At 61.3% G+C, this 13,328-nt stretch carries 11 protein-coding genes; 5 read left to right on the forward strand and 6 right to left on the reverse strand.

Annotation, left to right across the window (positions count from 1 at the left end):
- The first annotated feature begins 160 nt into the window (after positions 1-160).
- From BM413_RS04970 to BM413_RS04990, 5 genes are all read left to right on the forward strand, one after another.
- On the forward strand, positions 161-1,144 hold the full coding sequence (locus BM413_RS04970; protein ID WP_091910999.1) for a MaoC family dehydratase: 984 nt from the start codon (positions 161-163) through the stop codon (positions 1,142-1,144).
- 12 nt (positions 1,145-1,156) lie between these two features.
- Complete coding sequence (locus BM413_RS04975; protein ID WP_091911001.1) at positions 1,157-3,493, forward strand: molybdopterin guanine dinucleotide-containing S/N-oxide reductase; 2,337 nt, start codon at positions 1,157-1,159, stop codon at positions 3,491-3,493.
- Positions 3,490-4,272: an SDR family oxidoreductase gene (locus tag BM413_RS04980; protein ID WP_091911003.1), complete on the forward strand. Its 783-nt coding sequence runs from the start codon at positions 3,490-3,492 to the stop codon at positions 4,270-4,272. Before BM413_RS04975 ends, BM413_RS04980 begins: the two co-directional genes overlap by 4 nt.
- Before the next feature lie 9 nt (positions 4,273-4,281).
- Positions 4,282-5,217: a 3,5-dioxohexanoate:acetyl-CoA acetone transferase gene (locus tag BM413_RS04985; protein WP_175544253.1), complete on the forward strand. Its 936-nt coding sequence runs from the start codon at positions 4,282-4,284 to the stop codon at positions 5,215-5,217.
- 269 nt (positions 5,218-5,486) lie between these two features.
- Positions 5,487-7,082: an ABC transporter substrate-binding protein gene (locus BM413_RS04990; protein WP_210188908.1), complete on the forward strand. Its 1,596-nt coding sequence runs from the start codon at positions 5,487-5,489 to the stop codon at positions 7,080-7,082.
- Between the two features lie 114 nt (positions 7,083-7,196).
- Here the strand turns inward: BM413_RS04990 and BM413_RS04995 are convergent, their stop codons facing one another.
- The 6 genes from BM413_RS04995 to BM413_RS05020 all read right to left on the reverse strand — a co-directional run bounded on the left by BM413_RS04995 (position 7,197) and on the right by BM413_RS05020 (position 13,284).
- Positions 7,197-8,189 (reverse strand): ABC transporter ATP-binding protein, encoded by a 993-nt coding sequence (locus tag BM413_RS04995; protein WP_210188909.1) that lies wholly within the window; start codon positions 8,187-8,189, stop codon positions 7,197-7,199.
- Positions 8,186-9,160 carry an ABC transporter ATP-binding protein gene (locus tag BM413_RS05000; RefSeq protein ID WP_091911009.1) on the reverse strand — a complete coding sequence of 325 codons (975 nt, stop codon included), beginning with the start codon at positions 9,158-9,160 and terminating at the stop codon, positions 8,186-8,188. Before BM413_RS05000 ends, BM413_RS04995 begins: the two co-directional genes overlap by 4 nt.
- Complete coding sequence (locus BM413_RS05005; RefSeq protein WP_244537775.1) at positions 9,157-9,981, reverse strand: ABC transporter permease; 825 nt, start codon at positions 9,979-9,981, stop codon at positions 9,157-9,159. The genes BM413_RS05000 and BM413_RS05005 overlap by 4 nt, the downstream gene beginning before the upstream one ends.
- A gap of 37 nt (positions 9,982-10,018) precedes the next feature.
- Positions 10,019-11,035 carry an ABC transporter permease gene (locus BM413_RS05010; RefSeq protein WP_091911011.1) on the reverse strand — a complete coding sequence of 339 codons (1,017 nt, stop codon included), beginning with the start codon at positions 11,033-11,035 and terminating at the stop codon, positions 10,019-10,021.
- 79 nt (positions 11,036-11,114) lie between these two features.
- The gene (locus BM413_RS05015) at positions 11,115-11,585 is read right to left on the reverse strand and encodes a MaoC family dehydratase (RefSeq protein WP_175544243.1); all 471 of its coding nucleotides are present in this window, start codon (positions 11,583-11,585) and stop codon (positions 11,115-11,117) included.
- A complete protein-coding gene (locus BM413_RS05020) occupies positions 11,578-13,284 on the reverse strand; it encodes a long-chain-fatty-acid--CoA ligase (RefSeq protein ID WP_210188910.1) in 1,707 nt (568 codons plus the stop codon). Before BM413_RS05020 ends, BM413_RS05015 begins: the two co-directional genes overlap by 8 nt.
- Positions 13,285-13,328: the final 44 nt, after the last annotated feature.

A 13,328-nucleotide genomic window follows, 5' to 3' on the forward strand; every position in this document is an offset into this window, starting at 1 on the left:
TCCCAGTTACGAGTGACGATTTTTAATTTTCGTCAGTCATAATCCATCATTTGACACTTGTCAAACCTGATTTGGGGATGAGAGCGCGCCGCACATTAATGTGAACGAGGCGAAACGCTCGCCATCCGCATGCGAAGCGTCGCGCCAGCGATCAACTCCAATGCGCATTGGCGGTCGACGCTCATTCCCTCAGTGGGCTGTTCAGGAAAATGACTTCGGTGCGAAATCGTTTCAATATATGATATGGCGTTGCATTATTCAAATCGCCATGCCATCATTTGCTCAAGTTAAACTGAGGGAGCCAGCTGTGGCACTTGACCCCGAACGCCTTCTCGCCCTCGAAATCCCGTCGCGTCAGGTCGACTATTCGGATCGCGACACGCTGCTTTATGCGCTTTCGCTAGGCGCTGGTTTCGACAAGGATTTGCGGTTTGTTCATGAGGACGAACAGCGCGTCGTTCCCAGCTTTGGTCAATCGCTCACGTTCGATGACTCTTGGATGGACCCCACCGGCGTCGATCTCGCGAAAGTCGTGCATGGTGGCTTGGATCTGCGCTTTGACGCGCCGTTCACTCCGGCGGGCTCGGTCGAGCTGCGCAGCAGTATCGTCGGGCTCGGCGACAAGGGCGAAGGCAAGGCGGCCATCATCCTGCAGGAGACCGAGCTGCTCCAGGAAGGGCGCCGGATATTCACCTCGCTCTCGAGCCTCTTTGTTCGAGGCGGGGGCGGCTTTGGCGGTTCGGTCGGCCAGCAGCCCGAGATGAACGCGTCGCCCGATCGCGAACCGGATGAAACCTTCGAGGTTTCCACCCGCGCCGATCAGGCATTGCTGTTTCGACTGCTTGGCGATCGAAACCCACTGCACGCCTTGCCGGAAGTGGCCCGCGCGGCAGGTTTCGAACGCCCGATCCTGCACGGAGCCTGCACCTTCGGTATCGCTTGCCTGACTGTCTTGCAGCGCTACTGCGACGGTGATCCCGCCCGCTTGTCGCGCTTTGCCGCCCGGTTCAGCGGCCCACTCTACCCCGGCGAAACACTCGTCTTCTCCTTCTGGAAACTCGACACGGGGATTTCCTTTTCCGCGAAGACCAAAGAACGCGGCTTGCCGGTCCTTGATGGCGGGCGGGCGGACATTCAGGCCTGATCGGGCGCGCTCATGGCAAACTCCGTCACACTGACCCATTGGGGAACCTACCGTCCCGAGGTGCAGGACGGACGGTTGCTGGCAATGGCGCCGCTTGCGGAAGACCCCTCTCCCTCGCCGATCGGTAACTCGATACCTGGAACGCTCAATGACCCGGCCCGCATTGCCCAGCCGATGGTTCGGGCGGGTTTCCTCACCAATGGCGCCGCCTCGCGCGTGCAGAGAGGCTCGGAACCCTTCGTTCCGGTGAGTTGGGCCGAGGCAACCGCACTCGCCGCCCGCGAGCTTGACCGGGTACGGCGCGAACATGGCAACAAAGCAATCTTCGGTGGCTCCTATGGCTGGGCCAGTGCCGGGCGCTTTCACCATGCCCAAAGCCAGTTGCACCGATTTCTCAACGTGGCGGGCGGCTACACCCGTTCGGTCAATACGCACAGCCATGCGGCGGCCGAGGTTTTGCTGCCACACCTGATCGGCAACCAGGACGGCATGGGCGGTCGCCATACTGCCTGGCCGTTGATCCGCGATCATACTCGTCTTTTCGTCGCTTTCGGCGGCCTGCCCGTGAAAAACGCCCAGGTCAGCGCCGGCGGCGTCAGCCAGCATCGCGTTCCGGACCGGCTGCGGGAGTGTCGCGCGGCGGGCACCGACTTCGTCAACATCAGCCCGCTGGGATCGGACGTGGCGCCGGAGCTTGGCGCAGACTGGCTCCCGGTGCGCCCCAACACCGATACCGCACTGATGCTCGGCGTCGCCCACACGCTGGAAGTGGAAGGCCTGACGGATCGCGCATTCCTTGCGCGCTACACCACCGGCTTCGAAAAATTCCTGCCATATCTGACCGGGACGGTGGATGGGCAACCCAAGGATGCCGACTGGGCTGCTGCAATTTGCGGTATCGAGGCGGACGTGATCCGCAACCTTGCGCGCCGGATGGCCGGCAGCCGTACTATGATATCCGTCGCGTGGTCGCTGCAGCGTGCCAGCCATGGCGAGCAGCCCTTATGGATGGCGATCACGCTCGCTTCCATGCTGGGTCAGATCGGCCTTCCGGGCGGCGGTTTCGGATTCGGATATGCGGCGGCAAACCGCGTTGGAAACACGGAATTACCTTTCTCCTGGCCTGCCCTGCCGCAATTCAGGAACCCGGTGCCGGACTTCATTCCGGTCGCCAGGCTGGCCGACATGCTGCTCAATCCCGGCGTTCCCTTCGACTATAATGGCGGGCGCTATACCTACCCCGACATCCGCATGGTCTGGTGGGCGGGCGGCAATCCGTTTCATCATCAGCAGGATTTGAACAAGCTTCTGACCGCCTGGCGCAAGCCCGAGGTGGTGGTCGTGCAGGAGCCCTGGTGGAATGCGACGGCGCGCCATGCCGATATCGTTCTGCCCTGCACCACCACCGTGGAACGCAATGATCTCGGCATCGCCAAGGCCGAGCCGTATCTCGTCGCAATGCGCAAGGTGGTGGAGCCTGCCGGAGCCGCACGCGATGATTACGATATCCTGAGCGATATCGCTGGTCATCTCGGACTGCGCGAAGCCTTCACGGAAGGCCGCGACGAGATGGGCTGGGTTCGTCATCTATACGAAGGCTCACGCGAGGCAGCCGCCGTTCACGGCCACGCACTGCCGGATTTCGAAACCTTCTGGAAGGCTGGCGAATTCCGCTTCGAGAATTCCGTTCCGCATAGAAGCCTGCTGCAAGAGTTCCGCGCCGATCCCGAGGCCGACCGCCTGCGAACCCCTTCCGGTCGTATCGAGATCTTCTCGGAAAAGATCGCCGGCTTCGGCTATGACTGCTGCCCCGGCCATGCGGTTTGGATCGAGCCGGATGAATGGCTCGGCGGCGTGGCCGCGGCACGCTACCCGCTGCATCTGATTTCGAACCAGCCTGCAACGCGTCTGCACAGCCAGCTCGACAACGGCTCAGTCAGCCGAAGTTCGAAGGTCGCTGAACGCGAACCCGCCAGCTTCAACCCCGACGACGCCAAAAAGCGCGGTATCAAGGCCGGCGATGTGGTGCGGCTCTTCAACGATCGCGGTGCCTGCCTCGTAGGCGCCATTCTCTCGCCATTGGTTGCACCGGGTACCGTGCAGCTTGCCACCGGCGCCTGGTACGACCCGGTCGAGCTCGGTCGTGTGGGGGCACTCGACCGGCACGGCAATCCCAATGTGCTGACCCTCGACCGCCCCACATCCCGTCTTGCACAGGCCCCGATCGCTCACAGTGCGTTGATCGAGGCTGAGCGTTTCACTGAAACACCGCCCGATGTGGCCGCCTTCCTGCCGCCGCCCATCCTGGCCGCAAAAGATTCCCCCGACATGACTATGGAGATGACATGACTGACACAGACTTCTGGAGCCGCCAGAAGGCCATCGTGACTGCCGGCGCCACCGGCATAGGCCTGAAAATTGCCTCTGCCCTTCATGCCAGCGGCGCGCAGGTCTGGATTTGCGACATTGCCGAAGGCCCATTGGCCGAGGCTGCTGCTTCCCTGCCCGGCATCGGCACCGTAATCTGCGACGTGTCCGATCCGGACGCCTGCGACGCATTCGTTGCCAAGGCCACCGAGGCGATGGGCGGTCTGGACATACTCGTCAACAACGCAGGCATCGCCGGTCCTGCAGCACCGGTTCAGCACATCAGCACCGACGACTGGAAGCGGTGCTTCGAGGTCAACGTCAACGGCCAGTTCTACATGGCCCGCGCCGCGATCCCTCATTTGAAGGCTGCGGGCGCCGGCTCGATCGTCTGCATGGCTTCGGTGGCAGGCAAATACGCCTTCCCGCTGCGTTCGCCCTATGCGGCCTCGAAGGCAGCGGTGATCTCGCTTGCACGCGCGCTTTCGGTCGAACTCGGACCGGATCAGATTCGCGTGAACTCGATAGCGCCCGGCGTCGTCGCAGGTGATCGCATTCGCCGCGTCTTCACCGACCGCGCCGAAACCCGGGGCATTACCTACGAGGAAATGCAGGCTGTCGCGCTGCGCGCGGTCTCAATGAAAACCATGGTTGAACCAGAAGAGATCGCAGGCCTCATCATGTTCCTTTGTGCCCCTTCAGGGCGGTCAATTTCCGGGCAGGTGATGAGCATCTGCGGTGGTCTAGAGTATACGGAGTAAGCCCTCATGATCAAAGCGAACAAGGCGATCATCACCTGCGCCATCACTGGCGCGACGCATACGCCGACGATGTCACCCTATCTGCCGGTAACGCCGGATACGATCATCGAACAGTCCGTCGAGGCCGCACAGGCCGGTGCCGCGATCCTGCACCTGCATGCGCGCGACCCTCAAACCATGCGCCCGACCGCCGATCTCGATGTCTGGATGCATATCCTGCGCTCGATCCGTGACCGCTGCGACGCAGTGCTGAACATGACAACCGGCGGCTCGACCTTCATGTCGATCGAGGACCGGCTCTCAGCCCCATTGGCGGCTGCGCCGGAACTGTGTTCCTGCAACATGGGCTCAATGAACTTCGGCACCTATGCGATGAAGGAAAAATACAAGGGCAAGTGGAAATACGACTGGGAAGAGGATTACCTCGAAGCCAGTCGCGGCGCGATTTTTCGTAACACTTTCGCCGATATCGAGGCCATCCTCATCCGCCTCGGCGAAAAAGGCACCCGTTTCGAGTTCGAGTGCTACGATGTGGGCCATCTCTACAACCTCGCTCATATGGTCGACCGCGGCCTCGTGAAACTGCCGATGTTCCTGCAGTTGATTGTCGGCACGCTTGGCGGCATCGGGCCTGGCCCGGAGAACCTGATGTTCATGAAGCAGACCGCCGACCGTCTGTTCGGCTCCGAGAACTATCAGTGGTCGGTGCTCGCCGGCGGCCGTCATCAGATGAACATGGCGACGATGGCGGCAACAATGGGCGGCAACGTGCGCGTCGGCCTCGAAGACAGCCTCTATGCCGGTCGCGGCAAAATGGCGACCTCCAACGCCGAGCAGGTCCGCATGATCCGTGGCATCGTCGAGGGATTGACGCGGGAGATTGCCACCCCCGATGAAGCCCGTGCCATGCTCGGCCTGAAAGGTGCTGCTCAGACCAATATCTGAGCCCTTGGAAACCGGTCGCCGGAGTTTCCGGCGACCGTACTCGCCCCCGGACACGTCAACAAAAGTAACCGCCGTTGAGAACAACAAACCCGAGGCACTGTTTTCCACATTTACCATGCGGAGCAGTGGGGCATTATCCACCCGAGATCGACTATGGATTCTTATTCCAGGATTTCGGGATGGAGACGCTTTAGAAGTGGGTAAGGTGCGCAAGACACCTCAAACGGTCGGTCCGGGACATCACTCACCGACTCCAGAAGGAACCCAAAATGAAACGTCGTGAATTCCTTGCCAGCCTGGCCGTCCTGACAGGCTCATCAATGTTGCCGGTCAAATGGGCGAAGGCGCAAACCCGCGAAGAAAGCCTTCGGGTGCTGAGCGAAGGCGCAGCAAACTCGTTCGACTCCTTTTCCGTAGGCGTCAACCGCAACTCCATCCAGATCAGCTGGAACGTCTATGACCGGCTGGTCACTTTCGCCTACAAACCGCGCGAAGACGGCACGCCCTATTACGACTATTTCGACATCAAGGGCGAACTCGCCGAAAGCTTCGAATTTTCGGAAGACAAGAAATCGATCACCTTCCACCTGCGCAAGGATGCGGTCTTCCACGACGGCGTCCCGGTGACAGCCGAAGACGTGAAATGGTCGCTCGACCGCGTGGTCGCAAGCCCGGTAGGCAAGGCACAATTCTCGACTGGCTCGATGACCGACCCCGCTCAGTTCGTGGTGATCGACGCCCATACGATCCGCGTGGACCTGCCTCAGCCGGATCGCTTCGCGCTACCGAACCTGGCGCTGACCTATCCGATCATCGTGAACTCGAAGCTCGCCAAGCAGCATGCTACCACCGAAGATCCCTTCGCGATGGAATGGCTGAAGACCAACGCCGCAGCCGGCGGAGCCTTCAAGATCGAGCGCGCCGATATGGGCGAACGGGTAATCCTGGCACGCTTCGACGACTGGAAAAGCGGCCCGTTGCCAAGCATAAAGCGCGTGCTTTGGCAAACCGTGCCGGCGGCGGAATCACGCATCGCTTCGCTGGTGCGCGGTGATGCCGATATCGTCCAGGATCTGCCGCCGAAGGACGTGGTGACGCTGCTCGACAACCCCGAAGTAAAAGTCATCGGCGTACCGACGTCGAGCTTCCAGTTCATCGGCATGAACGGCGATCTCGCGCCTTTCAACGATGTGCGTGTACGCCAGGCTATCGCCTATGCGCTGCCTTACGAGGACATGTTCCAGGCTGCGCTCTTCCGCCGTGGCGAGCCGCTGTTCGGCGGGAAACCCGGCGCGCCAGACACCACGAAGTTCCCGCAGCCGCTCGGCTATTCGACTGATCTTGAGAAGGCAAAGGCGCTGCTGGCCGAGGCTGGCCTGGCTGATGGTTTCTCGACCACCTTCTCATTCGAGCTTTCGCTCGCCACTGTCGCCGAACCGGTCGCGCTGCTTTTGCAGGAATCGCTCGGCAAGATCGGCATCAAGGTCAGTATCGAGAAAGTGCCGGCCGGCCAGCTCGGCACTCTGCTGCAGGAAAAGAAAGTGCCCTTCTACTTCGAAGGCTCGACTTCCTATCTGGCTGATCCGGATTATTTCTTCCGGATTTTCTACTATGGCGACACGCGCTGGAACTTCGGCTCCTACAAGAACAAGGAGTTCATCGGCCTGGTCGACAAGACTCGCTACGAGACCGATCCTGCTGTCTATGATGCCGATATCAAGCGCATGATCACACTGGTGAAGGAAGACATTCCGATCATTCTTCTGTGGCACCCCGCGCTCGACACCGGCATGAAGAAGGACGTGGCCAACTACAGCTACGCCTTCCATCGCCAGCTTGAGCTGCGCACTTTAACACGCGGCTGATTACGCGAAAGCCGACAAGAAACCGGCCGCAGGTACCCCCTGCGGCCGGTTTCTTTTGTCGCTGTCGGGTCTCCGCGGCCAGAAGGCAGCCGCCGTCTGGCCAGGCTTTCTCGATCAGGCGGCGGGGAAGTGGCAACGCAGCCCGCGGCCATCCGTACCGGTAATCAGTTCGGGCGCAATCTGGCGGCAACGATCCTGCTGGCTCGGGCAACGGCCGTAAAGCCGGCAGATCGAGGGCGAAGGGTTCACCGGGCTCTGCGGCTCGCCATCGAGCTTGATGCGCTCGCGCTGTTGCCCGGCCCTGAGCGTCGGAATCGCCGACAGCAGCGCCCTCGTATAGGGATGACGCGGCTGATTGAATATTTGTTCGGTGGTTCCGCTTTCGACAACCTGACCGAGATACATCACCACGATCCGGCTGCACAGCAGCCGCACCACGTTCAGGTCATGGCTGACGAAAAGTAGCGCCACCCCTGCCTCGCGACGCAGCCGGTCGAGCAACTGCAAGACAGTCGCCTGCACCGAGACATCGAGTGCCGACGTGGGCTCATCCAGGACCAGAAGCCACGGCTCGACGACCATTGCCCGCGCAATTCCAACCCTTGCCTTCTGGCCACCAGAGAGCTGATGCGGAAAGCGGCTCAGCAGCGGCAACGGCAGGTTCACCGCGTTGGCGACTGCTTCGACCTTGGTTTTCAATTCCGCGCGGTTTGCCGGCGCCGCCAGCTGGCGCAAAGGATCCGCGATCAGATCGAACACCGTGAAGCGCGGATTCAGGCTCTCGGTCGGATCCTGAAACACCATCTGGATCATGCGGCGCAGCGGTGAGCGCGTGAACGCTGCCGTGGTCAGGTCTGTGACGTCCTGGCCTTTCATCCGTATCCGGCCAGCGGTTGGATCGGCCAGGCGGCAAAGCACTCGCGACAGAGTCGATTTCCCGCAGCCGGACTCACCCACGAGTCCAACCGCCTCGCCGGGATGGATGGCAAGGGAGACATCATCCACCGCATGAAGTTTCTGCACCGGCCCACGCTGCAGCATACCGCCGCCACCCAGCACGAAATGCTTTTCGAGGTTCTCGATTTCGATGATCGGCGTCTCGGTCATAGCGGATTCCGGCATGCAACGGTGTGCGAGGGTCCGACCGGTTCAAGCATCAGGCCGGCGGCATCGCAGGCGGCCAGACGCCGGTCGCAACGCTCGGCGAAGCGGCAAGGAGGCAGATCATCGCGACGCAGGTCTGGCAGTGAGCCCTCGATCGCCTGCAGTTGCGAGATATCGTCGACCATCGAAGGCACACTGCGTAAGAGCCTTGTCGTATAAGGATGGCTCGGATGGACGAAAAGCTCGGCGATCGGCGCAGCCTCGACCACATGACCCGCATGCATCACAACGATACGGTCGCAATATTGCGAGGCCAGCGCCAGGTCATGGGTGATAAGAACCGTGCCGAGATTGCGGGCTCGGGCAAGATCGCGGATCAGATCCATGATGACCGCCTGCGTGGTCACATCGAGGCCGGTGGTTGGCTCGTCGGCGATCAGGAGGCGTGGTGCACAGGCCAGCGCCATGGCGATACCGACGCGTTGGCAGAGCCCGCCCGAAAGTTCAAAGGGAAATGCTTTCGCGCGTTTCTCCGGATCGGGAATGCGGACCTGACGCATGGCGTCCAGCACCTTTGCGCGGATCGCTGCAGCACTGTCCGGCGCGTGGCGGGCGAGCACATCGGCGATCTGCTGACCCACCGCGCGGATCGGATTCAGTGCCGTGCGCGGGTTCTGGAAAATGATCGAGGCCTCGCGGCCGCGCCACATGTCGCGCTCGCGTGCGCTCATGCCCAGCACGTCGCGACCCTCGAAATGGATTTCACCGCCTTCTATGCGCGCGGCCTGATCGAGGATGCCCATAACCGCAAATGCGGTCACCGATTTGCCGGACCCGGATTCCCCGACGATGCCGAGTATCTCACCCGGCGCCACGTCGAAGGAGACCCGGTCGAGCACATGCACGGTGCCGCTGCGGGTACGGAAATTGACCGAAAGCTCACGGACGGAGAGCAGCGGATTTGCAGCGGTCATGTCCGCATCCTCGGGTCCAGAATGTCGCGCAGGGCATCCCCCAGGAGGTTGAAGGCGAAAACCGCCAACATCAGCGCCAAGCCGGGAAAGAGTGCGATCCACCATTGCCCGGAAGCAATGAAACGCGCGCCCTCAGCGACCATAATCCCCCATTCTGGCGTAGGCGGCCTTACCCCGAGGCCGAGGAACGACAGGCCCGCTGCATTCAGCACCGCCCATCCGAGATTGACCGAGGCCTGAATGACCACCGGCGACAGAATGTTGGGGAGCAGGAAGACAGCGAGGATACGGGCATGGCCGGAGCCCCCCACGCGCGCCGCCTCGACATAACCGAGATTGCGACGCACCATGACCTCGACTCGGGCAAGGCGGATGTAAAAGGGTAGATTGATGATCGCGGTCGCATAGATCACGTTCATCACCGTATTGCCGAGTGCGGCCACCATGGCCATCGCCAGCACGAAGAGCGGGAAGGCCATCAGCACATCGACGACCCGGCTTACGGTCGCATCGAGCGTGCCCCCGAAATAGCCGAGGATCGCGCCGATTACCGAGCCGACGGCGCAGGAGATCAGCACCGCACCGAGCGCGATGAAAAGGTCAAGGCGGGTCGCCACCAGCACGCGCGAAAACACATCGCGACCGAGTTGATCGGTACCGAACCAGTTGCTGGCGGAAGGCGCCTGCAGCGCATCGCGCACACTCGTCGCCAGCGGATCATGCGGGGCGAGCAAAGGGCCGAATAGGGCTGCCAACACGAGCAGACCGAAGAGAACAAAGGCCAGCAGATTCACCGGGTTCTCGGCCAGCGTATAGCGCATGACCTTGAACCGCTCGCGCATCATGGGTGAAAACACGTCAGCCATTGTTCAGCCCCGCACGCGGATCGATTACAGCAACAGTGAGATCCGTGATCAGGTTCACCAGAAGGAAGATTCCGGCCATCGTCAGCATGAAACCCTGCAGCGGCGCATAGTCGAGCGCGATCAGGCTATCAAGCGCGAAGGCGCCGATCCCGGGCCAGGCGAAGACCCGCTCGACGAGTACATTGGCGCCCAGCATGTAAGAAAAGGTCATCCCCAGCGTGGTGACCAACGGCAGCATCGCATTGCGGAAAGCATACGAAAAGACGACCGTGCGCCAAGCTAGGCCACTCGCCTTTGCAGTGCGGACGAATTCGCTTGAAAGTGCACCCAGCATTGATGCCCGCGTCATTCGCGCCAGGGGTGCCAGCGCGAAAAGCGCCATGGTCACGCCGGGTAGGATAATCTGTCGCGCGGCCGCCCAGAAGGTCTCGAAATCCCCTGCAATCAGCGAGTCGATCAGCAGGAACCCGGTCACTTCCGGCGGGTTGGAGAGGAACGGATCGAGCCGGCCAATCGGCTCGGGCGCAACACCGAGCAGATAGTAGAAAACATAGACCAGCAGGAGGCCGGTGACGAAGGTCGGCATCGACACGCCGAGTGTAGCGATCAGCCGGCAGGCGTGGTCGATGATCGAGCCCGGTCGCAGCGCGGCCAGGACGCCGAGCGGTATGGCGATACCTGCCGCCAGCAGGAAGGCAAAAATGGTGAGTTCGGCCGAAGCGGGCAGCCGGTTTGTAAGTTCGGTCGTCACCGCCTGTCCGGTCGAGATCGACTGGCCCAGATCGCCATGCCCCAGCGCATTGAGATAGATGAGAAATTGCATAGGCAGCGATTTATCGAGGCCAAGCGTCTGGCGCACCTCCGCGATATCGGCCGCCGTCATCGAGGGGTTCGAAGCAAAGAAGACCGCCGGATCGCCTGGAAGCACCCGCGTCAGAAGAAATGTCGCCAGCACCACGCCGAAGAGCGTTGGGACCGCGCCCAGGATGCGCCACAGTATTTTTGTCATCGTTCCGATCGTTCCCCGTTAACCGAACGCAGCGGGTTAGGCTTGTTATTTATTCTTCTGCCCCGCTCATCTATTCTGGTCAGGCTCCTTCAGGCCCATCCCTCGGGCGGCAGATAAGGAAGATTTTATGGTCGCCGCTGGTCACCTCGACACCATCCGACTTGACCAGAATGCCACGCTCCGTCGCGATGCCGCGCCCCGGTTTGGAAGTCATGCGGCGATCGACGAATTCCAGCTTCAGATGCACCTCGTCGCCCGGCTCCAGCGGCGCAAGGAAGCGGATATTGTCCCAACCGAGCGAGGCAGTCACGCTGCACTCGAAACAACCGATTTCCGCCTTCAGCCCCTCGATCAGCGCGAGGCCGAAGAGCCCATGTGCGATGCGGCCGCGAAAGCCCGCAGCCTTTGCAAATTCCTCGTCCATGTGCACCGGGTGGCGCTCGCCGGTCAGATCGGCATACCGATCGATATCGGCAAGCGTAATGGTCCGCGATGGCGAGGTCAGTACCGTGCCGGGCGTGAAATCCTCATACCAGATCTGTTCAGTCACCCGCTTTGCTCCACTCTGCATCCTGCAGCTTGCGCCAGTCGATCTTGTTGCTGCCCGAGTGAGGCAGGCTCGTGACGAATTCAATCAGCCGGGGCACTTTGTAACCTGCCATGACGGTGCGCGCGAAATCTGCAATGTCCTCGGCCGTAACCTTGCCCTGATAATTCTGGCGCAGCGCGATCACGGCCTTCACCGTTTCGCCGCGATAGGCATCGGGCACGGATATGACACAGCATTCCAGCACCGCCGGATGGCGATAGAGCAGCGCCTCGCATTCCGCCGGCCAGACCTTGAAGCCCGAGACATTGATCATTCGCTTCAGACGGTCGACGATAAAGAAATAGCCCTCGTCGTCGACATAACCAAGATCGCCGGTGCGCAGGAACCTCTTCCCGTATCGCGTGATGAAAGCCTCTTCGGTGGCTTCAGGTCGCTGCCAGTAACCAGCCATCACCTGCGGTCCGGCAATCACGATCTCGCCGATTTCACCTTGCGGCAGTTCTGCAAGTGTCTCTGGATCGATGACAAGCGAAGCAGTGTCAAAGATCGGAAGACCAAGACATTGCGGCTTCGGTGCACTGAGCGGATTGATGTGGGTAGCCGAGATCGTTTCGGTCAGGCCGTAGCCTTCGCAGAACCGCAAGCCGTAACGGTCGAACAGCCTCTCGGCCACCGCCACAGGCATCGAGGCCCCGCCGCCGGTCATGACCTTCAGATGCGCGAATGTCTCGTCCGAGAAACCGGCGCTGGCCAGAACATCGACGATCATAGTCGGTGCGGCACTCCACCAGGTGACATGGTGACGGGTGAAAAGAGCCGGGATCAGGTCGCGGTCCCAGCGTGTCATGATCACCAGAGCAGCGCCCGCGAATATCCCCGCGCTCATCGAAGCCTGCATGCCGGCGACATGAAACAATGGCATGAAGGAGGTCATCACGCTGGTCTCGTCCACTCCATACCATTTCGCTTGCGCTGCCGCGGTAAAGGTAATCGCAGAATGGTGATGCATGCAGGCTTTCGGTTTGCCCGTCGTGCCCGAACTGTAGGGCATCACGGCGAGATCGTCCGAGGAGGTCTCTACCGGCGTTGGTGTGCGGCCCTCGGCCACGGCCCGGGCAAAGTCCACGAAAGGTCCTTCTGGCAGGGCAACGGGTGCCCGGCGCATCACCTCGGGCAGCGGATCCAGGCAGGGATCGGCCGCCGCATCGGCGTAGCGCGCGACGATGACATGTTCGAACCGGGACGGTACCAGCCCCGTGAAGCGGTCGAGCAGTTCATCGCCGACCAGCGCGACACGGGCACCACTGTCGGAGGCAAGATAGTCGAGCTCGCCCGCCACATTCATCGGGTTTACCGGTACCACCACTGCATCTGCACGCAGGATCGCATGGAAGGCGACAACGAATTGCGGCGAGTTCTGCATATCGAGCAAAACGCGATCACCACGGCTCACGCCGCAATGCTGCTGCAGGAAACCCGCAAGCGCCGTCACACTGTCGAGCAGCTCAGCGTAGCTAAATGTCCGTCCGTAATAATGCATCGATGGCCGCTCGGAATGGCGTGTCGCCGAACGGACAAGGTTGCAGATCGCGTTGCCCGCCGGGAAAGGCAGATGCGGCTCGAAGCCAGCAGGCCAGAATGGCGACTCCGTCCCCAACTGGAAGGTTCCGGCTTCGATCTGCATCATCATCCTGCCCATCTGCCTCATTCCCAACCTTTCGATCTCCCGGCCGTGCGATCACC

The sequence above is a fragment of the Mesorhizobium sp. YR577 genome (assembly GCF_900116595.1).
In the GTDB taxonomy this organism is placed as follows: Bacteria; Pseudomonadota; Alphaproteobacteria; order Rhizobiales; family Rhizobiaceae; genus Mesorhizobium_M.

Excerpts from the sequence above, each read along its gene's own strand:
- BM413_RS05010 (WP_091911011.1), bottom strand. The coding sequence starts at position 11,035 with ATGACAAAAATACTGTGGCGCATCCTGGGCGCGGTCCCAACGCTCTTC.
- BM413_RS04975 (WP_091911001.1), top strand. The coding sequence starts at position 1,157 with ATGGCAAACTCCGTCACACTGACCCATTGGGGAACCTACCGTCCCGAG.
- BM413_RS05005 (WP_244537775.1), bottom strand. The coding sequence starts at position 9,981 with ATGCGCTATACGCTGGCCGAGAACCCGGTGAATCTGCTGGCCTTTGTT.
- BM413_RS04980 (WP_091911003.1), top strand. The coding sequence starts at position 3,490 with ATGACTGACACAGACTTCTGGAGCCGCCAGAAGGCCATCGTGACTGCC.
- BM413_RS05000 (WP_091911009.1), bottom strand. The coding sequence starts at position 9,160 with ATGACCGCTGCAAATCCGCTGCTCTCCGTCCGTGAGCTTTCGGTCAAT.
- BM413_RS05020 (WP_210188910.1), bottom strand. The coding sequence starts at position 13,284 with ATGGGCAGGATGATGATGCAGATCGAAGCCGGAACCTTCCAGTTGGGG.
- BM413_RS04970 (WP_091910999.1), top strand. The coding sequence starts at position 161 with ATGCGCATTGGCGGTCGACGCTCATTCCCTCAGTGGGCTGTTCAGGAA.
- BM413_RS04990 (WP_210188908.1), top strand. The coding sequence starts at position 5,487 with ATGAAACGTCGTGAATTCCTTGCCAGCCTGGCCGTCCTGACAGGCTCA.
- BM413_RS04995 (WP_210188909.1), bottom strand. The coding sequence starts at position 8,189 with ATGACCGAGACGCCGATCATCGAAATCGAGAACCTCGAAAAGCATTTC.